The sequence below is a fragment of the Halorussus sp. AFM4 genome (assembly GCF_051194995.1).
Taxonomy (GTDB): Archaea; Halobacteriota; Halobacteria; order Halobacteriales; family Haladaptataceae; genus Halorussus.
In genome coordinates this window covers 939,455-963,015 of sequence record NZ_JBNTJT010000001.1, presented here as the reverse complement: position 1 = coordinate 963,015, position 23,561 = coordinate 939,455, and the positions used below count along the sequence as shown (strand labels likewise).

Below are 23,561 nucleotides of genomic sequence, written 5' to 3'. Positions count from 1 at the left end.
TCTCGGCCTTTCCTCGTCGGGAACCCATCGACGGCGGCGAGCGCTATTCGGTCTCGATTTCGACGAGTTCGTCGCCCGCTTCGACTTCCTGCTCGTTCTCGACGAAGAACTCGGAGACGACGCCGTCCTGGTCGGCCTCGACGTCGTGGAAGTTCTTCATCACGCCGATGATCGCCACCACGTCGCCCGCCTCGACGCGGTCGCCCTCCTCCGCGTACACCGGTTCGTCCGGGTCCGGGCGGCGGTAGAAGACGCCGGGCATCGGGGCCTCGATGGTGACCGTATCTGCCATGTGTGCCTACCGATTGGGACGCCGACTCGCAAATAGCTTTTCACCCGCCTCGAACCGGCGACGCCCGGAGCGGAGAGCCGCGCTCCCGCGGCGAGCCCGTCACTCCGGGAGCGCCGTCCGAACCGCCTCGAGCTTCCGGTCCTGCTCGGTTCTGGCCGCGAGCGCTTCCTCGACGTCGACCGGTTCGAACGTGATGTCGCGGTGAGTCCGCACCTGCGCGAGCATCCCGCGGTCGGTGCTCACGACCGTCCCCACCGTCGCGTACCCGCCGCCGGTGACCGCGTCCCGCATGAGCACGATGGGCTGGCCGGCCATCTGTATCGACCCGACCGGGTACCCGAGGTCGACCACGTTCGTCGGGTCAGGGCCCGCGCCGAACGGCTGGTCGCGCTCCTCGAACATCGACTCGATGTCCTCGCCCTCGAGCCGGTAGCCGACGCGGTCGGCCTCGTCGCTCACCGTCCACTCCGTCCCGAGGAAGCGGTCCCTTCCCTCGTCGGTCAGCCGGTAGTCGCAGAGCCCCATCACCACCCGGATGGTGTCGTTGCCCGCGTAGTCCGGAACGTACTCGTCGTCGATCTCGGACCCGACGAGCTCCGACCCGCCGGCGGCGTCGCCGATCGGTAGCCTATCGCCCTCCTCGAGTTCGCGACCCTCGTGCCCGCCGATCCCGATCAGCGTGTACGTCGACCGGCTCTCCATCACCTCCGGGACGTCGATGCCGCCCGCCACGGCGAGGTACGTCCGCACGCCCTCGGTGGCGAACTCGAACGAGAGCGTGTCGCCGCCCTCCACCCGGAACGCGCTCCACGCGTCGACGGGCTCGCTGTTCAGCTTCGGCGACATGTCCGCACCGGTCACCGAGACGACGGCGTCCTCGGTGAACTCCAGATCGGGCCCGGCGTAGGTCATCTCGAGGGTCGCCGCGTCCTCGCCGTTCCCGACGAGGTAGTTCGCGACCTTGTGGGCGTACTGATCCATCGCGCCCGCGGGCGGCATCCCGATATGGTAGTGGCCGTAGCGGCCGGTGTCCTGGACCGTCGTCGAGAGGCCGGTTTCGAGCACCTCGATCATCAGTCTAGCACCTCCAGGATCTCCTCGTTGTACCTTTCGGGGTCGTCGAAGAACTCCTGGGGCTCGAACTCGACCCGCCCGATGTCGTACTCGTACGTCCCGTCCTCGACCTCCGACCGTATCGCGTCGTACTCCTCGCGGTCGATCTTCCGGTAGTTCAGGATGTCGCCGGGGTTGGGCAGGACCATCGAGTCGGCGAAGTCCGAGAGCCGCTGGTCGACGTCAAGCACCTCGACCGGGGTCCGCCCGAACAGCTGGTAGCCGCCCGCCCCTTCGACGGGATAGATGGCGGTGAAGGCGCCGCCGTACCCGACCGCGCGGCTCGGCGTCGAGGTCCGCGGCTGGACGTACTTCGGGACCTCGATCTGTTCGTCCCGGGGAACCATCTGGAACGTCCACGGGAGGCCGGGGACGAATCCGACCATCGTGACCATGTGGGGCGCGCCGGCGTGCGCATCGGTGAAGGCCTCGACGCTGTCGTACCCGTTGATGCGCGCGGAGTACTCGAGGTCGGTCGAGTCGGGGTCCTGGTGGCGGTCCCGGAACTCCATGAGCGTCTCGCGGGTCCACGGATCGTCGTAGAGCACCGGCACGTCGATGACCCGCGCCTCCCACGCGTACTCCGAGAGGTCGACGTCCTCCTCGATGGCCTTCAGCTCCCCGATGAGGTCGTCGGGCCGGAGCTCGGCGGGGTCGAAGTGCACCAGGTACGACGCGTTGGCCGGCGCGATCTCGACGACGCCCGGGAGGTCTCGCCGGGCGAGCTCCTGCGTGATCGTCTGGGCCTTGAAGTTGGCGTCGAAGCTCATGTCCTCGGCGAGTTCGACGAAGACGTAGTCGTCACCGCCGTACTCGTATCTCGGGTCCGCTAGCTCCTTCCGCTCTATGGTGGCCGTACCCATGTTCTGTGGTTCCACTTCTGTACTCACGACCGTATAGATACCGGGCCCGAACGGAGACGCGACGATCGAGAGCCGGGAGCGCTGTGCCGCGCTCCGATCGCTCCCGAAATCGACCCTCCGACGGGCGGAGATCCACGCGAGAGGGCGACCGTCACCGGCCGGGCTGACCGCTGCCGGTCGGTTGCGGGTCCGAGCCGTAGTAGTACAGACACGACTCCGCTTCGTGCGACTGCCATCCCTCTAGCACCCCACTGTTATTGCGACCACTGACGTTCCAGAAAGAGTAGCGATGCCAGCCACTTTCGACGTACTCGATACGACCATCGACGAAATCCACGACGCTTACCGGAACGACACCATCACGTGCCAGCGTCTCGTCGAGCGGTACCTCGACCGAATCGAAGCCTACGACGAGAACGGGCCCGAACTCAACTCGGTCATCACCGTCAACCCGAACGCGACGGACCGCGCGGCCGACCTCGACGGGGCGTTCGAGTCCGACGGGTTCGTCGGGCCGCTCCACGGGATTCCGTTCGTCGTGAAGGACCAGGTCGAGACCGCCGACGTCCGGACCACCTTCGGTTCCGAGGCGTTCGCGGAGTACACCCCGGAGGAGGACGCCACGCTCGTCCGGAAGCTCCGCGACGCCGGCGCGGTCGTCCTCGCGAAGACGAACCTCCCGGACTGGGCGACGTCGTGGTTCGGCTACTCGTCGGTCGCCGGTCGCACGAAGAACCCCTACGCGCTCGACCGCGACCCCGGCGGGTCGAGCAGCGGGACCGGGGCGGCGGTCGCCGCCAACCTCGCGGCCGTCGGCATCGGGGAGGACACCGGCGGGTCGATCCGTCTCCCCGCCGCCTACAACAACCTCTTCGGTATCCGGGTCACGCCCGGCCTGCTCAGTCGGACCGGCATGTCGCCGCTCGTGGTGTCCCAGGACACGCCGGGTCCGATGGCCCGGTCCGCCGAGGAGCTCGCGACCGTGCTCGACGTGACGGTCGGGTACGACCCGGCGGACGAGTACACGGTCGCGACCGAACTGACGGAGGACGCGGGCTCGTACGCCGACCAGCTGGACGACGGCGCGCTCGACGGCGCCCGCATCGGCGTCCTCCGGGACGCGTTCGGCGACGAGGACGACCCCGACGCCGGGCCGGTCACGCGCACGGTCAACGAGGCCGTCGAGACCATGGCGGACGCCGGGGCCGACATCGTCGACCCCGTCAGTATCCCCGACCTGGACTACCACCTCGACGCCACCTCGCTCTACATCCTCCAGTCGAAGCGGGACCTGAACGACTTCTTCGAATCGCGACCGGACGCGCCGATCGACTCGGTGGCGGAACTGTACGAGTCGGGCCAGTACCACGAACTCCTCGACCTGTTGATCGGCATCGCCGAAGACGGCCCCGAGGACCCGGAGGACGACCCCGACTACTGGAGGGCCGTCGCGGCCCAGCTCGAGTTCCAGCGCGACGCGCTGAGCGTCTACGCCGACCACGACTTGGACGTCCTGCTCTGTCCCGACTGCCAGGTCGTCCCGCCGAAAGCGGCCGCCATCGAAGCGGGCGAACTCGACACGCTCTCGTTCCCGACGAACACGGTCGTCGCGTCGCAGTCCGGCCTCTGTGCCGTCTCCGTCCCGGCCGGGTTCACCGACGACGGCCTCCCGGTCGGCGTCGAACTGATCGGCAAGCCCCACGCCGAAGCGACGTTGCTCTCGCTGGCCTACGCGTACGAGGATGTCGCGGACCCTCGACGGTCGCCAGACACCGCGCCGCCGCTCGACGAGTCGGAGTAGCCGCTCGCCCGCGGCCGTCACCGCCGGGGCCCCGCTTCGCCGCCCACAAGAGTATTGGTCGGACTGGGCCATTACCGCAACTGTGTTCGACAGAGTACTCATCGCTAACCGCGGTGAAATCGCGGTCCGGATCATTCAGGCCTGTCGGGAACTGGGCGTCACACCGGTCGCGGTGTACAGCGACACCGACGAGGACGCCAAGCACGTCCGACTCGCCGACGAGGCCCACCGGATCGGCGAGTCCGTCGCCCGGAAGAGCTACCTCGACCAGGAGGCGATCCTGGACGCCGCCCGCGAGGCCGACGCCGACGCGATTCACCCCGGCTACGGGTTCCTCGCCGAGAGCGCCGGGTTCGCCGCCAACGTCGAGGACAGCGACTTCGCGTGGATCGGCCCGCCGAGCGACGTCATGGCCGACTTCGGCGAGAAGACGAAGGCGCGAACGATCATGCGCCGGGCCGACGTCCCCATCGTGCCGGGCACCACCGACCCCGTCGAGACCGCCGACGAGGTCCGGGCCTTCGCCGACGAACACGGCTACCCGGTCGCCATCAAGGCCGACGGGGGCGGCGGCGGTCGCGGCCTCAAGGTCGTCCGAGGAGAGGACGGAATCGAGGAGGCGTTCCGGAACGCCAAGCAGGAGGGCGAGGCGTACTTCGACAACGACAGCGTCTACGTGGAGCGCTTCCTCGAGAACCCCCGCCACATCGAGGTCCAGGTACTCGGCGACCACCACGGGAACGTCCGCCACCTCGGCGAGCGGGACTGCTCGGTCCAGCGCCGCCAGCAGAAGCTCATCGAGGAGACGCCGAGCCCCGTGCTGACCGACGGGACCCGGGAGGAGGTGTGCGCCGCGGCCAAGCGAGGCGCCGCGGAGGCCGGGTACGTCAACGCCGGCACGGTGGAGTTCCTCTACGAGGACGGGGAGTTCTACTTCCTCGAGGTCAACGCCCGCATCCAGGTCGAGCACACCATCACCGAGATCGTCACGGACATCGACCTCGTCAAGTGGCAGCTCCGCGTCGCCGCGGGCGAGGAGCTGTCGTTCTCTCAGGAGGCGGTCGAGCCCCACGGGGCGGCCATGGAGTTCCGCGTCAACGCGGAGGACCCCAGCGAGGACTTCTCGCCGATGCCCGGAGAGGTGTCCACCTATCGGCCGCCGCGCGGTATCGGCGTCCGCATCGACGACGGCGTCGACGAGGGGGACAGCATCGCGCCCTTCTACGACTCGATGTTCGCGAAGTTCGTGGTCCACGCCGAGGACCGCCGGGAGGCCCTCGACCGCGGTCGCCGCGCCCTCGAAGAGGCCTCTATCGAGGGAGTGCCCACCACGATTCCGTTCCACGAACAGGTACTGAACGACGAGCGGTTCGTCGAGGCCGAACACACGACCAAGTTCGTCGACGAGGAACTCACGGTCGAATAGCCGCGCTCGCGTCTCTCGGGGTGACGGCCGGTCCACGCGATCGAGTGGACTCCCGTACCGGCCGACCGAGAACGACGTCCCGACTCCCGTTCGACCCCGGCGGAGTTATGCGACGTCGTCGAGCGGCGCGAGTTCGATGTCCCGCTCCTCGACGCGTGCGTGGATGGCCTCCAGGAGTTCGACCGCGTTGGGGTTGTCGCCGTGGATGCAGATGCTGTCGGCCGGGACGTCTATCATCTCGCCGTTGACCGCCTCGACCCGACCCTCGGTCGCGATGCTGACGAACCGGTCGGCGACGAGCTCGGGGTCCGGCGCGGCCTTCTCCTTCTCGACGATGAGGCTCCGGTCCGGCCGGTAATCGAGGTCCACGTATCCCTCGAACACGGACCGGAGGTCGTCGAACTCCCTGGCGACGTCGTAGATGTTCCCGTCCGTCGCGAGGTAGATGAGGTCGTCGTCGACTTCGAGGATCCCCTCCATGACCGCCCGTGCGTGGTCGGGGCTCTCCGACAGCATCGAGTACATCGCCCCGTGGGGTTTCACGTGCTGAAGGTCGACGCCGTGCTGGTCCGCGAACGCGCTCAGCGCCCCCAGCTGGTAGACGACGTACTCTTTGATCTCCTCTGGCGACGCGTCCATCTTCCGGCGACCGAAGCCCATCTTGTCCGGCAGCCCCGGGTGGATACCGACCCCGACGTCGTGCTCCGCCGCGAGCGCCACCGTCTCGCCCATCACGTGCGGGTCGCCCGCGTGGAAGCCGCCAGCGATGTTGGCCGAGGTGATGTAGGGCATCACCTCGTCGTCGCGACCCATGGTCCAGTTCCCGAAACTCTCCCCCATGTCGCAGTTGATGTCAATCTGTACCATGCACGTAGGTAACGTTGGCGAGCCTGATTATAGGTTATGGAGAATCAGCGAAAGCGTAGCGGCTAGCGGGCGCGTCCACAGCCGTACCGTACCCGTGTTCCCGAAGTCGAGTCGTCTCACCGCTTGCCGGAGCCGGAACGCATAATGGAGTCGTCAGAGTGATGGTAACGCACCACACCGAATGGTCGGGACGATCACGGCGACGCTGCGAGACCGGGTCGAACGAGTTGTCGCGCCCCTACAGGGCGACGGCCGCGGGTGGGCGCTGGTCGCCATCGCGGTCGGGTGGCTGCTGATCCTCGGGACGCGGATTACGATCCCCGTCCTCCTGCCCGGCATCAAGGCGACGTTCGGCATCGACAACGCGACCGCCGGGTTCACCGTCACGGTGATCTGGGCGGTGTACGGGCTGTCGCAGTTCCCGGCCGGCCTGCTGAGCGACCGCGTGGGCGACCGGGCGGTGCTGGTCGCCAGCCTGGCGGTCATGACGGTGAGCCTCGCCGCGCTCGCGGCGGCGCCGCTGTTCGCGGTCTTCCTCGCGACGGCGGCGCTCGTCGGGGTGGGCAACGGCCTGTACGGTCCCACCCGCGGGACGCTGCTCTCCTCGCTGTACCCCGACAACGACAGCACGGCCATCGGGGTCACGCTCGCGGTCGGCAGTCTGGGGGCCGCGGCGCTGCCCGTGGTCGCCGGGGCGGCCACGACCAGGCTCGGGTGGCGCGCGACCATCGCGGGCGCGGCGCCGCTGCTCCTCGGCACCACGGTGCTGGCCTGGCGCGTCGTCCCGTCGACGACCCCCGCCGACGCCGCGGGGACGTCCGTCCGCGGTCGGCTCCGGGGCCTGGCGTCGGCGGTCGGCAGCCGTCCCGTCGGGCTCGGCGTCGGCGGGAAGACCGTCCGCGTGTTCGTCTTCCAGGGGCTCACCGCGTTCCTCCCGACGTACCTCATCACGGTCAAGGGGCTCGACGGGGTGACCGCCGGCGCGCTGTTCTCGCTGCTGTTCGTGAGCGGCGCCGTCACCCAGGTCGCCGGCGGCCGCGCGGTCACCGGCTTCGGGAACCGGACCGTCCTGGTGGCGCTCGCCGCCGCCGGGGTCCCGCCGCTGCTCGCGCTCCCGTACGTCTCGGGCGTGGTCCCCCTCGCCGCCGTCGTCGCGCTCGCCGGCGTCCAGCTCGGCATCGCGCCGGTGACCAACACCTACATCATCAACGCGCTCCCGCCCGAGGACCGCAACGGGGCGTGGGGGTTCCTCCGGACCAGCTACTTCCTCGTCGCGTCGACCGGCTCGGCGTTCGTCGGCCTGCTCGCGGACGCCGGTCACTTCGACGGGGCGATGCTGGTGCTGGGCGGGCTGCTCGCCGTCGTCGCGGTCATCTTCGCCTTCCTCCCGGAACTGGGGTGACGCCCGACAGGATGCCCGCACTCCGACGAGCAAGACACATCCCCGTCGAGCGGTTCGTACCGGTATGGCGGAAACGCTGCGGGGCGAGGTGCTCCACGTCGTCACGCCGGAGGAACTGGACGAGTACGACCTCGACGAGGAACTGCAGACGCTGGCGGAGTCGCGGTACGTGCTGGTCTGCCGGAAGGGCGGCGCCCCGTCGTGGGTCGAGCGCGTGCTGGCGTTCCTGACGCGCCGGCCCATCGAGCCCGCGACGCTCGTCACCGAGACGGCCGCCAGCGAGGGCGAGGAGGTGACCGCGACCGTCGAGGAGACGGCGATTCCGGGCGTGTACGAGGCGGTCGACCTGGAGTGATCGCGCCGCAGCGTTCGCCTCAGTCCACGCTCGCCGCCTTCCCGTCCGGAGTCGCCTCGCCGCCGTAGACGCAGTCGCTCAGCAGCAGCGCCACCGGCACCCCGGAGAGCACCACGGCGGCCGCGAGCGCGAGGAAGACGGTCCGGAGGCCGGCGACGTCGCCGAGGTAGCCCACGAGCGCCGGCGCGGCCGACGACGCGAGCAGTGCCCCGGTCCAGACGTAGCCGAACGCCCGGCCCTCCAGCTCCGGCGGGGCGATCTCGCTGACCAGCGAGTCGCGCGCCGGGTTCATCCCGTAGAGGCTGAGCCCGAGCAGGACGAGCACGGCGAGCAGCGCGAGCGGGGAGAACGCCCCGACTGCGAGCGCGGCCAGCACCGCCGCCGCGACCGCGAGGTACGCCACCAGCACCTTCCGGCTGTCGCGGGCGTCGACCAGCCGGCCGGTGCCGAGCTGGCCGACGCCGGCGACGAGCAGCAGCGCCGAGAAGTAGAAGCTCGCGGTCGACTCCGGCGTCAGCTCGACGCCAAACACCGAAACCGAGTACCCGTAGACGCTGGTGATGAACTCGGGGAGGAACACGGTCACGGCCGTGGCTGCCATGATCTGGACGACGAAGTGTGCGGCCACGGCGAGCAGCGGGTAGGCGTACGCCCGCCGGTCGCGCCGCCAGAGCGACCGCAGGCCGCCGGCGGTCCCGTCCGCGGCGCCCCCGTCGTCGGTCGCCGCACGCCGTCCGGCGGGCCGGATCTCGAACGAGCCGAGCGCGACGAACAGGAGGGCGGCGTAGGCCACGCCCGCGACCCCGAACAGCACCAGGATCCGGTCCCACGCCAGCGCGAGCAGCAGGCCGCCGACCGCCGCGGGCGCGAGCCCGTCGCCGAACTTCGAGGCGCTGCCCCACATGCCCAGCACCGTCCCCTTCCGGGACTCGTCGACGTTCGCGGAGATGAGCGGGTAGCCGGTGGGGTGGACCGCGCTGGAGCCGAGTCCGACGGCGAACATCGCCCCGAGCATCAGCAGGAACCGGCTGTCGAGCGCGACCCCCGCCACCGTCGCCACCGCGACGCCCGACCCCATCCCTGGCAGCACCGCGAACAGGAGGATGCCGAGGCCGGCGAGCGCGATGCCGGCGGGCAGCAGCAGGCGCCGGTCGTACCGGTCGGAGAGCTCGCCCATCGGCGCCTGTCCCACCGCCGACCCGAAGCTCCGCACGCCCATGAGCAACCCGAGCTTCCACAGCGGGTAGCCGAAGGCGACGCCCCACACCGGGATCAGCGGCGGGAACACCCGCTTGAGGAAGTGGTCCATCCCGTGGACGCCGCTGATGAGCAGCGCGAACGCCCGCTCGTCGCCGCGGAGCGCCCCCGGCACGGGTCAGCCCCGCGCTCGGGTCGCCGCCTGCGGTTCCCGAGTCGCTCCGGGTGATCTCTCGCGCATCGGTGCCAGATTCGAGGGTTCGGGCGTCCCCATCTTCAGGATTGCTCCGGTGGCCGGCGCCCGAACGCGTCGTCGAGGGCGGCCGCCATCGGCCCGGCCCACGCGAGCAGGCGCTCGTCGGCCCCGAACCCGGCGACGCACTGGAGGCCGACCGGGAGCCCGTCGACGCGCCCGCCGGGTAGCGAGACGGCGGGGAGTCCGGCGTGGGTCCACGGCAGGTTCATCACCGGGTCGCCGGTGTCGCCGATGCCCTCGGGCGCCGGCCCCGGCGCGGCCGGGCTGACCCACAGGTCGACGCCCTCGGCGGCCGCCGCGGACGCCAGTCGGTCCCGGAGCGCACCGCGGCTCTCGCGGGCGTCGGCCAGTTCCCCGACGGAGACGTCGCGGCCCTCGCGGACGAGGTCGGCCGTGCTCTCGGCGTACCGGTCCCCGTACTCGTCGAACCAGTCGGCGTGCGCGAGCGCGGCCTCCGCGGCGACCAACCGGTTGTGCCGGTCGTTGAGCGCCTCGACGTCGTCGAACGGGTCGACGCGCCGGACCTCGTAGCCGGCGTCGCCCAGCGCCTCGACCTGCGCCGCGAACTGCTCGCGGCCCGCCGCCGACGCCTGCGAGAGGTACGGCCCCTCCGGCACGCCGAGCACGGGCCGGTCGGCCGTCCCGGCGTCGTCGCCGTCCCAGCCGTCGCACAGCACCGACGCGGCGGTGCGAGCGCCGGCCACGGTCCGGGTGAAGACGCCGACGTGGTCGACCGACGCCGCCAGCGGGAGGACGCCGTCCATCGGGATGCGGCCGTAGCTCGGTTTGAATCCGACGACGCCGCAGAACGACGCGGGCCGGAGGACCGAGCCGATGGTCTGGGAGCCGAGCGCGAGCGGCGTCTCCCCCGCGGCGACCGCGGCCGCGGAGCCGCTGCTGGAGCCGCCGGGCGTGCGGTCGGGGTCGTGCGGGTTCCGCGTCGGGCCCGGCTCGAAGTAGGCAAACTCGGTCGTGACCGTCTTCCCGAGCACCACCGCGCCGGCCTCGCGGAGCGCGGCGACCGCCGACCCCTCCGCACCGGTCAGCTCCTCGACGGGGAGGTCCGACCCGGCGCGCGTGGGGAGCCCGTCGACGTGGAAGATGTCCTTGACGCCCACGGGCACGCCGTAGAGCGGCGGCCGGTCCCGGGGCTCGGGGTACCGGTCGCGGAGCGCGGCGGCGGCCGCCCGGAGCCGGTCGGCGCGACCCGGTTCGGCCACCAGCGCGTGCACGTCCGGCTCCACCGATTCGATTCGCTCGAGGCGGCGCTCGACCTCCTCGGCGACGTCGCGCCGCCCGTTTCGGAGCGTTGCCGCTGTTTCGGGGACCGTCGCGGCGTCGGCGTCGACGAGGTCCGTCTCGTCGGTTGCGTCGCGTTGGCCAGTCATTTGGTGGAACGACGCCCACCCGCCGCTTCAGTGTTGTGCTACTGGCTAGCACGACCGGTCCGGCCGCGGTACCCGTACAACTGTCCGCACTCGGCGTCACTGCGCGGGCCGTGGAGCTATGCTGTTCCCGGCGCGCGACTCGTTCCTCCGCACCCGAACGGACCGCGTTCGCGGCGACCGGCCCGACCGACTGCCGCTCCCGTCCCGACCTCAAATTTTACGGCGGTAGGCCGCGTCTCCCGCGATATGGCCGACCTCCGAATCGCCGTCGGGGACGCGGAACTCGCGGCCTCGTGGACCGACGAGAACCCCGAGACCCGCGACGCCCTCGCCGCGGCGCTCCCGGTCGAGGGCGACGCCGCGCGCTGGGGCGACGAACTGTACTTCTCGGTCCCGGTGGACGTCCCGCCGGAGAACACCCGCGAGGCGGTGCCGGTCGGCGCGGTCGCGTACTGGCCGCGGGGCGACGCGCTCTGCCTGTTCTGGGGGCCGACGCCGGCCAGCACCGACGACGAGCCGCGGGCCGCCTCGCCGGTGGCCGTCGTGGCCGAGATCGACGACACCGGCCCGCTGGCCGACGTCGACGGCGGCGCCCGCGTCGGGGTCGAGCGCCGGTGACCGCGCCTGCTCGCTCGGTCGGTCCCGTCCTCATCGCTCCGACTCCTTCCCGGGGAAGTTGACGAAGGCGTCGAGTTTCTCGCCCGCGTCCGCCAGCACCGACGAGCCGTGGTAGACGAGCGCGGCGTCGAACTCGTGGGCGAGCAGCCTCGCCAGGCTCTCCTCGGCCCGGACGAGGTCGTCGGAGTACTCGCCCTCCGGGAGCACGAGGTAGCCGGCGGGGAGGCCCCGGCGGTCCGACCCGATGGCGGCGTCGCCCAGCACCGCGACCCCGCGGTCCTCGTCGACGAGCGCGTGACTGTCGGCCGTGTGGCCCGGCGCGTGGACCGCCTCGAACGGCCCGACGGCGTCGCCGTCGCCGTACCGCCGGTCCGGCGCGAACGAGACGTCGCTCTGTTCCGGGACCCACACCTCCGGGTCGTACGCGTCGACGACGGCCGCGACGCCGCCGACGTGGTCCCAGTCGGCGTGCGTGAGGACCACCCGACCTGGGTCGAGGCCCGTCTCCGCGAGACCGTCGAGCAGCGCGTCCCTGCCCTCCGGAATCCCGGTATCCACGAGGGTCGGCACGTCGGCGTCGAACAGGAACGCCCGGTAGCGTCCCCGGTCGTCGTCCCGGCACGTGAGGTCGTAGACGCCGGGGCGGAGTTCGCGCACCGTCACTGTCCGGTCTCTCCCCCGTCCGCACTGCCGGTACCGTCGCCCGTCCCGTCCTTTCCGGTGGACTCCCGGAGCGCGGCCGCGATCTCCCGGACGCGCGCCGGGTCTTCGCCGAGTCGCTCCGCGACCGCGGCCACCTGCTCGTCGGTGACGCCGCCCGGTCCGCCGGCCCCGGGGACTTCAGTCGCCCCACCGACTCCGGCGCTTCCGGACGGGCCGTCGGCGTCCCGGACCGACAGGTCGAACACGTCGTCGCGGGCGTAGTGGCCCGGCTGGTCGAACTCGAACGCCGCCAGCCGGCGCTTGTCGAGGTCGCAGTCGTGGTAGAGTACCGTCCGGTCGTCGAAGACCGGGCCCGCGACGACGCTCCCGAACGGGTCGACCACGCAGGACCCGCCGCAGGCCCAGTCGGCGTTCGCGCGGTCGGACTCGAACAGGTGGCGCCACTCGTCGGGCACCTCCGCGGGGTCCAGCACGGCGTGGGCCGAGACCGCGAACGCGTTGGCGGCGAACGCCTGCTCGCGGACCGCCGGGAACACGTCGGAGTCGGTCGAGCGCTCGGGCTCGAGGTGGCGCTCGCCCGACCCCCAGCTCCCGGGCCAGTTGCAGACGTGGAACCGCTCGCCCCGCCGGACGGCCGCGGCGCGGGCCAGCGGCATGTGGTTCTCCCAGCAGACGAGCGTCCCGACGCGGCCGACCGCCGTCTCGAACACGAGGTCGGCGTCGTCGCCCCGGCCCCAGTAGACGCGCTCGGTGAACGTCGGCACGAGCTTGCGGTGGCGGCCGACGAGCCGGCCGTCGGCGTCGAACACGAGGTTCGTGTTGTACAGCGTGTCGCTGCCCGGCCGGTCGTCGACCTCGTTGCACCCGATGACGACGACCGCTCCGGCCTCGGCCGCCGCGTCGGCCAGTCCCCCGACGTCCTCCGGGACCCGGACGGCGTTCTCCCGGAGCGCGAGGAGGTACTCCGCCTGCTCGCCGGCGTCCGCCTCGACGCCGGGCGTGTAGTAGCCGGGGTACCCCGGCAGGTACGTCTCGGGGAACGCGATCAGGTCGGCGCCGTTCTCGCCGGCCTCTCGTATCAGCTCGCGGGCCCGCTCGACGGTCGCCGCGCGGTCCAAGAACACCGGCGGCTGCTGGACGGCGGCGACGCGGACGTGCCCGTCAGTGTTACGCATACTGCCGACACCGCACCGCCGGTAGATAAGTCCGTTCCTCGCTCCCGTCTGTACCGCCTCCGTCGCGGGGGTCAGCTTCAGCCCTGGCCGCTACGTCTGCGGGGCGCCGGAGGTCCGGGCTCAGCGCCCGACGTCGGTCCGCGCGCCCTGCACGGTCGAGAACTCTGACCGCGGCGCGACGCCCTGGAGCGTCTCCCACTCGTCGGTGACGCCGGCCTCCGCGAGCAGCGCGATGGCCACCTCGCCCATCCCGCTGTAGGTCACCGACGCGAAGTCCCAGCCGGGGTCGCCGGCCGGGAAGGGTCCCGACTCGCGGGGGCGACGGAGGTCGAGCACGCCCCCGAGCCGGTCGCGGGTCGCCACCGAGAGGTCCTGGGCCTCCTGGTACCGGGTCAGCGGCAGCTCCCGGTTGTCGACGATGACCAGTCCGCTCCCCGACTCGACCGCGTCGGTGACGCTGGTCCGCCCGGCCTCGATGAGGAGGCTCACCACGTCCATGGTCGAGCCCTCCCCGCTGATGGCGTCGACGTAGCGCACGATGCCGCCGCCGTACTCCGCGGTCTCGGTCCCCGTCGGGTCGGGCGTCCCGCCCGCGACGTCCGGCGGGTCGGCCGCCTCGTCGGCTCCGGTCGCCCGCCGGTCGTTCGTAGTCGCTCCCTTGTCGTCCCCGGTCGCGCGCCGGTCGTCCTCGGTCGCGTCGGTCGTGTACTCGACCAGCCCGGCGGTCGTGAGCTCCACCGCGATGCCGTGGGTGAGCAGCACGCCGTCGAGCGTGATGCTCGACGGGAACTCCAGCCGGTACCGCCCGTCGTCGCGCTCGGTCGTCGAGACGAGCACCGGACCCAGCGGCGAGTCGTCGAGCCGTTCGAGCGCGTCGAGCGCGTCCCCGAGGTCGGCCTCGTCGACCGCGGCGCTCGCGGCGACGACCTCCCCGACGTCTTCGAGGGGGTCGTAGGTGACCTGGCTCGTGAGCGTGGCGATGCGCTCGCGGATCCGCTCGAGCCGACTGCTCACGTTCCCCCGGGCGAGTTCGGCCCGTCCCTCGGCCGTGAGCCGCCGGCCCCGTCCCGGGACCTTCTCGGTGAGTCCCGCCTCGTCGAGCTCCGAGAGGGTGACCCGGATGGTCCGGCCCTTGATGGAGTAGCCCCGCTCTTTCATCAGTTCGACGAGCCGGATGCTCCCGATCGGCTCCTCGCTGTCGATCAGCCGGAGGAGGTCGTAGGTGCGACGGGTCAGGTCGACGGCCATGCACCTCCCCGTTTCTCCCCCCTGTCACTTAGCCCTCATCGTTCGCCGCGGCGCCGCCGGGTCCCGACGCTCGACGACCGACCGCGCGGAACGACGCCGTGGGGCCCCACCGTCAGTTCTTTCCCGTCTCCGCGAGCAGACGAACGCCACCGTGCAGGTCGGCTCGCTCGCGCTCGGGCTCGCCGCCGCCGTCGGCTGGGGAGTCGCGGACTTCCTGGTCGCCCGCGTCGGCGACCGGCTCGGGACCGTCGCGACGTTCGCCTACGCCCAGCTGAGCGGCGCCCTCGTCCTCGCGGGCGCCGTGGCGGTCGTCGGCGCGCCGACCGACCTCCCGCCGGACCTGTGGCTCGCGCTCGGCGGGCTCGGCGTCGTCGGCGCCGCCGCCTACCTCCTGCTGTACGGGTCGCTCCAGGTCGGCCCGGTGGCGGTCGCCTCGCCCATCGCGGCCACCAACGGGGCGGTCGCGGCCGTGCTGGGCGTCGTCGTGCTGCGCGAACCGCTCGGCGACGCCGGCGCCGTCGGCCTGGCGCTGGTCACGCTCGGCGTCGTCGGGTCCTCCGTGGACGTCGCCGACCTCCGACGGGCGGTCCGCGGCGAGGCGACCGTCCTCCCCGGCGCCGCGCTGGCCGTCGCCGCGTCGCTCGCGCTCGGGAGCGTGATGTTCGCCCTCGAACTGTTCGGCGACGCGGTGAGCCTGCTCGCGCTCGTGCTGGCCATCCGCGCGGTCGGCGGGCTCGCCTCCCTGCCCCTGGTGGTCCGGTCGGAGGCGGCGGTCTCCCCGCGACTGCTCGCGCAGCTCGTCGCCATCGGGGTCGTCGACGCGGCCGCGTTCGTCTGCTTCGTCCTCGGGCTGCGGGCCGGCCGGGTCGCGGTCGTCGGGCCGGCCTCCAGCCTGTTCGCCGTGGTCACCGTGGTGCTGGCCTGGCTGTTCCTGAAGGAGTCGCTCACCGCGACCCAGCGGGTCGGCATCGGCCTCGTCCTGCTCGGCGTGCCGCTGCTCGCCGGCGTCTGAGCGCACGGATCGAAGAAACGTTCGAGAGCGAAAGCTACGGCGCCGCCGGCACCGGTCCCCGGACCTCGACGCCAGGCGGAACCCGGACGTCGATCGGCGTTAGCGTCTCGCCGTTGATGCCCGAGTCGGGGTTGCGCGCCGCGCAGGCCGACACCGCGACGACCGCCGGCGCCTCGGCGCGGAGTCGGACCGCGTCGCCCGGTTCGGCCGGGCTCGGCCGGACCGAGAGGTCGCCGGCGTCGGAGACGGCGACCGCCTGGAACAGGTTCACCGTGTCGACGGCGTCCGGCACCGCGGCGCCGGCAGCCGCCAGCGCCGCGCCGAGGTGCTCCTCGCACCCCGACGGCTCGGGCTCGAACGCGGGCGGTTCGAGCAGCCAGCCGGTGCACGGCGCGTACAGCAGGTCGTTCGCGCCGCAGTCGTCGGCGACCACCGTCAGCAGCGCGGTCCCGTCGCGGGCGTACAGCGAGTCGCCGACCCCGGCCCGGACCGTCCCCGCGAGGTCGCGGGTGTGGGCCTGCGAGAGCGGGACGTCTCCCTCGCGGGTCACCGCCGCGAGGTCGGCGACCTGCGCGCCCTCGGGGTTGACGACCGCGAACTCGGTTCCGGCGTCGACCGGGAACGAGACCGCCCGCTTCGGCGGGATGCGGACGGTCCTCACGTCCCGGTCGCCTCCTCGACCGCCCGGGCCACCCGGGCCGCGAGGGCGTCCGCGCCCGCCAGGGTCGTGACCTGGAGCCCGACCGGACAGCCGTCAGCGCGACCGCACGGCACGCTGACGCTGGGCTGGCCGGAGTTGTCGAACGGCGCCGTGTTCCGGAGCGTGTCGAGCACGTCGACCGACTCGGGCACGTCGCCGAGCTCGGGGGCGACCATGGGCGTCGTCGGCGCGACGAGCGCGTCGACTTGTCCGAACGCGGCCGCGACCCGCTCGGCGAACCGTCGGCGGGCCTCGCTCGCGCGCACGTACGACCCGTCCTCTCGGCGCAGTCGGCGGCCGAGGTGGAGCGCCCGGCGGACCCGGTCGTTGGCGGGGAGCCCCCGCTCGCGGAACTCGCGGACCGCGTCGGCCCACGCGCCGTCGTACCAGCCGCCGGCGCCGGGGAGGTGGCCGTCGGACGACACCAGCCCCGCGAACTCCATCACGGTGAGGGCGTCGTTCACCAGCGTCGCGGCGTCGAAGTCGGGCAGCGACACCGTCTCGACCGTCCAGTCGCGGGCCGCCGCGACCTCGACGACCGCGTCCTCGACCGCCGCGGCGACGTCCCCGGTCGCCGCGTCGACGGACTCCTCGACGACGCCGAGCGCGAGGTCCGCGGGCGGGGTCGCCAGGTCGGACGTGAGATCGACCGCGTCCGGGGCGGGCGCCCGCAGCGTCGAGTGGTCGGCGGGGTCGGCCCCCGCGACGGCTTCGACGACCCGCGTCGCCGTGGCCACGTCCCCGGCGATCGCGCCGACGTGGTCGAGCGACGGTGCGAGCGGGGCGAGGCCGTGCCGGGAGACCAGGCCGTACGTCGGCTTGAACCCGACGACGCCGCAGAACGACGCCGGGATGCGGACGCTGCCCCCGGTGTCGGTCCCGAGCGCGGCGTCGACCAGCCCGCCGGCGACCGCGGCCGCGCTCCCGCTGGACGAGCCGCCGGGGACGCGGCCCGCCGCGGTCGGGTTCTCGGTCCGGCCGTGGGCGCTGGTCTCGCCGGTCGTCCCGAACGCCAGCGCGTCCATGTTGGTCGTGCCGGTCAGGGTCGCCCCGGCGGCCCAGAGCCGCGCGACGGCGGTCGCGTCCTCGTCCGGGCGGAAGGCGATCTCGTCCGTGCCCGCGGTCATCGGGACGCCCCGCACCGCGAGGTTGTCCTTGACGGCGACGTCGAGGTGGGAGAGCGGCCCCTCGTCGGCGCTCTCGGCCGCGAACGGCGTGACGTAGGCGTTGTACGGGTCCTCGCGGTCGGTCGGCGTCGCCGGCCCGAACCGGGTCTCGGGCTCGTACTCGGGGAGGTCCCGGACCGCCGCGGCGTACTCCGCGACGTCCTCGTCGCCGAGTCCGTCGGGCGCCGGTCCGAAGTCGACGTCGGCGTCGTCGTCGGGCGGGGTCATCCGTCCTGGGCCGCGGCGAGGTCGGGCGCGATCTCGGCGAACGCCTCGACGTGCTCGTCGACGTGCTCTTCGGTGTGCTGGACGCTCACCGTCCACTGCTGGGAGGCGTCGTGCGGATGCGGAATCACCCCGCGGTTGAGCATCCCGAACCAGTAGGCCTCGTGGAGCTCCTCGTCGACGTGCTCCCAGTCGCGGAACGTCGTTATCGGCTCGTCGGTGAGGTACACCATCCCCTGGGAGCCGACCGTGACGACGTGGGCGTCGAGGCCGGTGTCCTCGATGACGTCCTCGTAGCCCGCTTCCAGGCGCTCGGCGAGCCGCGAGACGTGCTCGTAGGCGTCGTCGGTCAGGACGTCGTCGAGGGTCACCGACACGGCCTTCAGCGAGAGCGGGTTGCCGTTGTAGGTGCCGTAGTGGGCCGATCCGGTCGCGACGCCGGGCAGGAGGTCCCGCTCGATGCGGTCCATCACGTCGGCCCGGCCGCCGAACGCGCCGACGGGGTAGCCCCCGCCGATGGCCTTCGCGAGCGCCACGAGGTCCGGCTGGACGCCGTAGCGCTCGACCCCGCCGCCCGGCGCGATCTTGGCGCCGGTCTTGACCTCGTCGAACACCAGCAGGACGTTGTACTCGTCGGCGAGTTCGCGCAACCGTTCGAGGAACCTCGGCTCGGGCTCGACGACGCCGAGGTTGAAGCAGGCGGGCTCGACCAGGATGGCGGCCACCTCGTCGCCGTGCTCCCGGAGGAGCCGCTCGACGCTGTCGGCGTCGTTGTACTGGGCCAGCAGCAGTTCGTCGGCCACGTGTTCGGGCACGCCCTGGGACTCGACGACCGGGTTGGGGTCGTCGGGATGGCCGGTCTGCTCGACCGGCGGCATCTTGCTCACCAGCGCCTGGTCGTGGGCGCCGTGGTAGGCGCCCTCCATCCGGACGAGCTTCTCGCGGCCGGTGTAGGCGCGGGCGAGCCGGGTCGCGTGCATCACCGCCTCGGTGCCGCTGTTGGTGAACCGGACCTTCTCGACGCAGTCCCACCGGCGCTTGACCGCGCGGGCGGCCTCGCCGATGAGCTCGTTCGGCCGGGTGTACAGCGTCCCGCGCTCGAGCTGGTCGCCGACCCGCTCGACGAGCTCGGGGTGGGCGTGGCCGACGAGCTGGGTGCCGTTGTTCATCGCGAAGTCGAGGTACGCGTTCCCGTCCACGTCGTAGACGCGGGCGCCCTCGGCCCGGTCGGCGTGCATCGGGTACGGGTCGTAGGCCCGGAACGTGCTGCAGACGCCCGCAGGGACGTGGCGGCGCAGGTCGGCGGCCAGCTCGGCCGATTCGGGCGTCTGCTCCCGGTAGCGGTCGTGCTCGCGGGCGAGCAGGTCGCTGGCTGTCTCGACGTCGGTGCTCGACTGTGCTGGTTCGGACTGGTGTGAGGTCATCTGTGATGCTGGGTCGGCGGTCCGGTGGGACCGCGGGAGTCGGTCGGCGGCCGGTTCGACGCGACGGAAGCGGGCTACCGTCGGCGCCGGACCAGGGGCCTGCAGGCGGTCCGCAGCGTCCGCCGGAGCGCCCCGTAGCGCGACCGGGTCATCAGTCCCAGATCCCTCCCGTGTAGTACTCGACGACCGCGACCACGACCGTCGTGAGCACGACGTACAGCACGCTGATCGCGGCGATGGTCGGCGAGTAGGAGTACCGCAGGCTCGAGAAGATCTTGATTGGGACGGTGGTGACCGTGAACCCGCTGACGAGGAACGCGATGATGTACTCGTTGAGCGAGAGGATGAACGCGAACAGCACGCCGCTGAACACGTTCGACCGGATGATGGGGAAGGTGACCGTGCGCAGCGTCTGCCACCTGGTCGCCCCGAGGTTCATCGCGGCCTCCTCGACCTCGCGGTCCATCTCGTCGAGCCCGGTGCTGATGAGCACCAGCGAGAACGGCGCGTAGAACACGCCGTGGGCGACGATCAGGTTGAGGATCGTGCCCGAGATGCCGATGAGGAAGAAGTAGCTCATGAACGCCACGCCGATGATGACCGGCGGGATGAGGATCGGCAGCACGCCGATACCCCGTAGCAGGGAGGTGTACCGGACGTCGTAGCGGTCGAGCGCGAACGCCAGCGACAGCCCGATGCTGGTGGCGATGACGCTCGCGCCGGTGGCGATGACCAGCGAGTTGACGATCGCGAGCTGCCACTCGGGGCTGGTCAGCACCTCGTCGAACCACCTGAGCGAGAAGCCGCCCGGCGGGAACGTGAGGAACTGCTCGGGCGTGAAGCTGATGGCGACGATGATGAGGATCGGCGCGACGATGAACGCGATGCACGCCCCCAGGTAGAGCCGCGCGACGTACCCCGGCAGGTCGACGACGCCGCCGGTGACCGCCCGGAGCAGTCCGTTCGCCTCGTCCTCGCGGCGGAACTCCCCGTCCGAGACCGTCCCGCCGTCGGCTCGGGTGTCGGGGTCACTCATTCGACCCACCTCCCGCGCCGGCCACGTCGCCGGAGGTCAGCCCGAGGAACTTGTAGCCGGCCGCGAGTATCGCGACCACGACGACCATCATCACCAGCGACAGCGCCGCGCCGAACGGGACGTTGAGCTGGTTGAGCGACTGGTTTCCGATGATGACCGGCAGCGTCCACTGGGCGGGCGTCCCGAGGATACGGGGCACGATGTACGCGCCCAGCGCCAGGATGAACACCAGCATCCAGGCCGAGTAGATGCCGTTCTTCGACAGCGGGAGGGTGACCCGCCGGAACGTCTGGAGCCGGTCGGCGCCCAGGTTCTTCGAGGCCTCCTCGAGCTCGAGGTTGATGTTGTTGATGCTCGAGTACAGCGTCAGGATGGCGAACGGGAGGAACACGTAGGTCATCCCGATCGACAGCGCCCAGATGCCGGGCGTGAGCGACAGCGCCTCGTCGACGACGCCGACGGTGAGCAGGAAGCTGTTGAGCACCCCGTTCTTCGAGAGGATGACCGTCCAGGCGTACGACCGGATGATGTAGGTGAGCCACATCGTCGACACGATGGTCGTGATGTACACCTGCCGCTTCAGCTTCGAGTCCATCCGCGCGAGCGTGTAGGCGACGGGGTAGCCGATGGCGAGGCACGCGAACGCGGTGCCCATCGAGAGCGCGATGGTGAACGCCAGTCGTTCGAGGTACAGCGGGACCGTGAACAGCCGGACGTAGTGCTCCAGCGTGAATCCGACCTCGTAGTATTCGCCGGACGGCTTCGGGTAGAAGCTGGTCGCTATCAGCAGCAGGAGCGGGATCACGAAGAACACCGCGAGCATGACGAGGGGGTACCCCAGCACGATGGACTCCGAGCGGTCGGCGAGCCACCGGCGGATCCGACCCGGGGAGTCGCCGTCGTCCCTCGAGAATCTGACGTCGGTTCCCTCGGCCATGCTACGCCTCCGCTTCCGGTTCGGTCGCGTGTTCGACGTCGAGGTCCTCGACGACCGACTCGGTCGAGAGCACCGTGGTCTGGTCCGCGGCGAATCCGACGCGGACGCGGTCGCCCCGCCGGAGCGGGTCCTCGCGGTGCTCGCCGGCCTGGGTCGTCACGATGAGCTCGTTGCCGCCCTCGGTGTACACCCGGTACTCGACGGTCCCGCCGAGCATCTGGACCAGGTTCACCTCGCCGGTCGTGACGTTCTCGCGGCCGTCGCCGTCGCCGACCGCCTCCTCGCTACCGACCCGGCTCAGCGAGACGCCCTCCGGACGGACCACGACGCCGACGTCCGTGCCGGGGTCGAGGCGCTCGGTCGCGGTCGCCCGGACGGTCGCCTCCCCAGTGTCGACCGTGACCGTCTCGCCGTCGTCGTCGACGACCCGGCCCTGGAAGACGTTGGCCTTCCCGATGAAGTCCGCGACGAACAGCGAGGCCGGCTCGTGGTACACCTCGTCTGGCGAACCGATCTGCTCGAACCCGCCCTCGTTCATCACGACGATGCGGTCGGACATCGTCATCGCCTCCTCCTGGTTGTGGGTGACGAACACCGTCGTCACGCCCAGCTCCTTCTGGATGCGCGAGAGCTCGGCCTGCATCTGCTTGCGGAGCTTCTCGTCCAGGCTGGCCAGCGGCTCGTCGAGCAGCAGCGCCTCCGGGTTGAGCGCGAGGGCGCGCGCCAGCGCGACCCGCTGCTGCTGGCCGCCCGAGAGCTGGTCGGGCTTGCGGTCCTCGATCCCCGGTAGCTCGATCATCTCGAGCATCTCCTCGACGCGCTCGTCGACCTCCTGCTCGGCGTACTCCCGGTCGGCGACCCGCATCCCGTACGCGATGTTCTCCTTGACGGTCATGTGGGGGAACAGCGCGAACGACTGGAACACCATCCCCACGTCCCGCCGGTAGGGCGGCTCGTCGGTGATGTCGCGGTCGCCCATCAGGACCCGCCCCTCGGTGGGCGTCTCGAACCCGGCGACGCACCGCAGGGTCGTGGTCTTCCCGCACCCCGACGGGCCGACGAGGGTGACGAACTCGCCGTCTTCGATGGTCAGGTCGACGTCGTCGACGGCGACCACGTCGCTGCCGTACACCTTCGTCAGTCCGTCTAGTTCGATTCGTGACATTGGCGGGTGAGTCAGGAGAGCACCGTCTGTTTCCACTGCTCGGTTATCCACTTCTCGCGCTCGACGTACAGTTCGTTGTACGGCCGGATGGCCGCGTCGGGACCGGGACCGTACACCTTCTCGTAGAGCTCGTCGGAGATGTCGAGCTTGCTCTGCTCGATGGTGGGCGCGCTGTAGAGCTTCTTCGTGATCTTGGTCTGGACGTCGGGACGGACCGCGTAGTCGACGAACTGCTTGGCCGCGTCGGGGTAGTCGGTGCTCTTGACGATGCACCACGACCCGAAGTTGAGCAGCCCGCCCTCCTTCGGGAACCGGGTCTCGACCGGCGCGCCCTTGTCCTTCATCACCAGCGAGACGTCGTTGTACATCTGGGTCGCGCCGATGTTGCCCTCCTTGAGCGGCTGCTGGGCCTCGGCCTCCTGGGCCCACCAGAGCGATATTTGCGGATTAATCTCGGCGACCTTCTGCATCACCTTCTTGATGTCGGCCTTCGTCTGGAGCGACTTCCGGCCGTCGAACTCGTCGAAGGTGTGGGCCGCGATGTCCAGCAGGAACCCGTCGCCCACCAGCCGGTTGGCCGCGAGCTGGTCCTTGTACTTGCTGTTCCAGAGGTCCCTCCAGCTCGTCAGCGGGCTGTCGAGGACGTTGGTGTTGGACGTGAGGTTGAGGAACCAGCCGAACGCCCCGACGCCGACGATGTCGCCGTCGTCGTTCCGCGTGACCTGATCGTCGATGACGCCGTCGAGCCGCGAAATCTCGTCCGGGCTGTAGTTGAGCCACGTGCCCATCCGCTGGCCGTGGATTCGCGCGTCCGGGGCGACGACGAGGACGTCGACCGGCGCCTTGTCGGCGTCGACCGACTGCTTGAGTTTGACCATCGCGTCGCCGACCGACTGAGGCTTGCTGGTCGCGGGGACGTCGGTGTTCTCCGTGAACGGCTTGACCAGCGCCTCGTCGAGCACCTCCTTGAACACGCCGCCGTAGACGCCTATCTTGAGCGGCTTGTCCTCCGTCGGCGAGCTGCTCCCGCCGCCGCCGACGAACCGCGAGGTACAGCCCGCCAGCGCTGTCGTCGCGAGCGCCCCCGTGGCGCCGGTCGCCCGGAGGAACCGCCGTCGATTCGTGGTCGATTCGCCTCGGTTCGAGCCGTCGCGGTCTGAGGGGGATGGCATACAATTTCCACCGTGCTGGCTGTCAACAAGACGGCAACGGGTTAAATAATTTGCGTCCGA

At 71.2% G+C, this 23,561-nt stretch carries 22 protein-coding genes; 6 read left to right on the top strand and 16 right to left on the bottom strand.

What is annotated here, in order from left to right; genetic code table 11:
* Positions 1–43: 43 nt before the first annotated feature.
* The 3 genes from ACQUQF_RS05005 to ACQUQF_RS04995 form a co-directional block, all read right to left on the bottom strand.
* Entirely contained in the window at positions 44–292 is a 249-nt protein-coding gene (locus ACQUQF_RS05005; RefSeq protein ID WP_435176393.1) for an acetyl-CoA carboxylase, read from the bottom strand.
* A gap of 99 nt (positions 293–391) precedes the next feature.
* Entirely contained in the window at positions 392–1,366 is a 975-nt protein-coding gene (locus ACQUQF_RS05000) for a biotin-dependent carboxyltransferase family protein (RefSeq protein WP_435176391.1), read from the bottom strand.
* Positions 1,366–2,268 carry a 5-oxoprolinase subunit B family protein gene (locus ACQUQF_RS04995; RefSeq protein ID WP_435176389.1) on the bottom strand — a complete coding sequence of 301 codons (903 nt, stop codon included), beginning with the start codon at positions 2,266–2,268 and terminating at the stop codon, positions 1,366–1,368. Before ACQUQF_RS04995 ends, ACQUQF_RS05000 begins: the two co-directional genes overlap by 1 nt.
* Before the next feature lie 289 nt (positions 2,269–2,557).
* Here ACQUQF_RS04995 and ACQUQF_RS04990 point away from each other — a divergent pair, with 289 nt between their 5' ends.
* Together ACQUQF_RS04990 and ACQUQF_RS04985 are read left to right on the top strand one after the other, a co-directional pair.
* A complete protein-coding gene (locus ACQUQF_RS04990) occupies positions 2,558–4,069 on the top strand; it encodes an amidase (protein ID WP_435176387.1) in 1,512 nt (503 codons plus the stop codon).
* An 82-nt stretch (positions 4,070–4,151) separates the two neighbouring features.
* The gene (locus ACQUQF_RS04985; protein ID WP_435176385.1) at positions 4,152–5,495 is read left to right on the top strand and encodes an acetyl-CoA carboxylase biotin carboxylase subunit; all 1,344 of its coding nucleotides are present in this window, start codon (positions 4,152–4,154) and stop codon (positions 5,493–5,495) included.
* Between the two features lie 105 nt (positions 5,496–5,600).
* On the opposite strand, the gene ACQUQF_RS04980 is transcribed toward ACQUQF_RS04985, so the two are convergent.
* Complete coding sequence (locus ACQUQF_RS04980; RefSeq protein WP_435176383.1) at positions 5,601–6,362, bottom strand: LamB/YcsF family protein; 762 nt, start codon at positions 6,360–6,362, stop codon at positions 5,601–5,603.
* 181 nt (positions 6,363–6,543) lie between these two features.
* Between ACQUQF_RS04980 and ACQUQF_RS04975 the strand changes: the two genes are divergently transcribed.
* Both ACQUQF_RS04975 and ACQUQF_RS04970 read left to right on the top strand, forming a co-directional pair.
* On the top strand, positions 6,544–7,764 hold the full coding sequence (locus tag ACQUQF_RS04975) for an MFS transporter (RefSeq protein WP_435176381.1): 1,221 nt from the start codon (positions 6,544–6,546) through the stop codon (positions 7,762–7,764).
* A gap of 64 nt (positions 7,765–7,828) precedes the next feature.
* Positions 7,829–8,119 (top strand): DUF7526 family protein, encoded by a 291-nt coding sequence (locus ACQUQF_RS04970; protein ID WP_435176379.1) that lies wholly within the window; start codon positions 7,829–7,831, stop codon positions 8,117–8,119.
* A gap of 19 nt (positions 8,120–8,138) precedes the next feature.
* On the opposite strand, the gene ACQUQF_RS04965 is transcribed toward ACQUQF_RS04970, so the two are convergent.
* Positions 8,139–9,491, bottom strand: coding sequence for an MFS transporter (locus ACQUQF_RS04965; protein WP_435176377.1), 1,353 nt, complete (start codon positions 9,489–9,491; stop codon positions 8,139–8,141).
* A gap of 101 nt (positions 9,492–9,592) precedes the next feature.
* A complete protein-coding gene (locus ACQUQF_RS04960) occupies positions 9,593–10,960 on the bottom strand; it encodes an amidase (RefSeq protein WP_435176375.1) in 1,368 nt (455 codons plus the stop codon).
* A 246-nt stretch (positions 10,961–11,206) separates the two neighbouring features.
* On the opposite strand from ACQUQF_RS04960, the gene ACQUQF_RS04955 reads away from it, so the two are divergent.
* Positions 11,207–11,578 carry a cyclophilin-like family protein gene (locus ACQUQF_RS04955; protein ID WP_435176373.1) on the top strand — a complete coding sequence of 124 codons (372 nt, stop codon included), beginning with the start codon at positions 11,207–11,209 and terminating at the stop codon, positions 11,576–11,578.
* 30 nt (positions 11,579–11,608) lie between these two features.
* On the opposite strand, the gene ACQUQF_RS04950 is transcribed toward ACQUQF_RS04955, so the two are convergent.
* From ACQUQF_RS04950 to ACQUQF_RS04940, 3 genes are all read right to left on the bottom strand, one after another.
* Positions 11,609–12,241 (bottom strand): MBL fold metallo-hydrolase, encoded by a 633-nt coding sequence (locus ACQUQF_RS04950; RefSeq protein WP_435176371.1) that lies wholly within the window; start codon positions 12,239–12,241, stop codon positions 11,609–11,611.
* The gene (locus tag ACQUQF_RS04945) at positions 12,238–13,416 is read right to left on the bottom strand and encodes a nitrilase-related carbon-nitrogen hydrolase (RefSeq protein ID WP_435176369.1); all 1,179 of its coding nucleotides are present in this window, start codon (positions 13,414–13,416) and stop codon (positions 12,238–12,240) included. The genes ACQUQF_RS04950 and ACQUQF_RS04945 overlap by 4 nt, the downstream gene beginning before the upstream one ends.
* A gap of 120 nt (positions 13,417–13,536) precedes the next feature.
* A complete protein-coding gene (locus ACQUQF_RS04940; protein WP_435176367.1) occupies positions 13,537–14,664 on the bottom strand; it encodes an NrpR regulatory domain-containing protein in 1,128 nt (375 codons plus the stop codon).
* Positions 14,665–14,815: 151 nt separating this feature from the next.
* On the opposite strand from ACQUQF_RS04940, the gene ACQUQF_RS04935 reads away from it, so the two are divergent.
* The gene (locus ACQUQF_RS04935) at positions 14,816–15,676 is read left to right on the top strand and encodes an EamA family transporter (RefSeq protein ID WP_435176365.1); all 861 of its coding nucleotides are present in this window, start codon (positions 14,816–14,818) and stop codon (positions 15,674–15,676) included.
* Between the two features lie 34 nt (positions 15,677–15,710).
* Here ACQUQF_RS04935 and ACQUQF_RS04930 read toward each other — a convergent pair whose 3' ends face one another.
* The 7 genes from ACQUQF_RS04930 to ACQUQF_RS04900 form a co-directional block, all read right to left on the bottom strand.
* Complete coding sequence (locus ACQUQF_RS04930; protein WP_435176363.1) at positions 15,711–16,337, bottom strand: urea carboxylase-associated family protein; 627 nt, start codon at positions 16,335–16,337, stop codon at positions 15,711–15,713.
* Positions 16,334–17,770 carry an amidase gene (locus ACQUQF_RS04925; protein WP_435176361.1) on the bottom strand — a complete coding sequence of 479 codons (1,437 nt, stop codon included), beginning with the start codon at positions 17,768–17,770 and terminating at the stop codon, positions 16,334–16,336. The genes ACQUQF_RS04930 and ACQUQF_RS04925 overlap by 4 nt, the downstream gene beginning before the upstream one ends.
* Positions 17,767–19,191: an aspartate aminotransferase family protein gene (locus tag ACQUQF_RS04920; protein ID WP_435176359.1), complete on the bottom strand. Its 1,425-nt coding sequence runs from the start codon at positions 19,189–19,191 to the stop codon at positions 17,767–17,769. Before ACQUQF_RS04920 ends, ACQUQF_RS04925 begins: the two co-directional genes overlap by 4 nt.
* 151 nt (positions 19,192–19,342) lie before the next feature.
* The gene (locus tag ACQUQF_RS04915; RefSeq protein ID WP_435176357.1) at positions 19,343–20,227 is read right to left on the bottom strand and encodes an ABC transporter permease; all 885 of its coding nucleotides are present in this window, start codon (positions 20,225–20,227) and stop codon (positions 19,343–19,345) included.
* On the bottom strand, positions 20,220–21,164 hold the full coding sequence (locus ACQUQF_RS04910) for an ABC transporter permease (RefSeq protein ID WP_435176355.1): 945 nt from the start codon (positions 21,162–21,164) through the stop codon (positions 20,220–20,222). Before ACQUQF_RS04910 ends, ACQUQF_RS04915 begins: the two co-directional genes overlap by 8 nt.
* A 1-nt stretch (position 21,165) precedes the next feature.
* Positions 21,166–22,329 carry an ABC transporter ATP-binding protein gene (locus ACQUQF_RS04905; RefSeq protein WP_435176353.1) on the bottom strand — a complete coding sequence of 388 codons (1,164 nt, stop codon included), beginning with the start codon at positions 22,327–22,329 and terminating at the stop codon, positions 21,166–21,168.
* Between the two features lie 11 nt (positions 22,330–22,340).
* Entirely contained in the window at positions 22,341–23,501 is a 1,161-nt protein-coding gene (locus ACQUQF_RS04900; protein ID WP_435176351.1) for an ABC transporter substrate-binding protein, read from the bottom strand.
* Between the last annotated feature and the right edge of the window lie 60 nt (positions 23,502–23,561).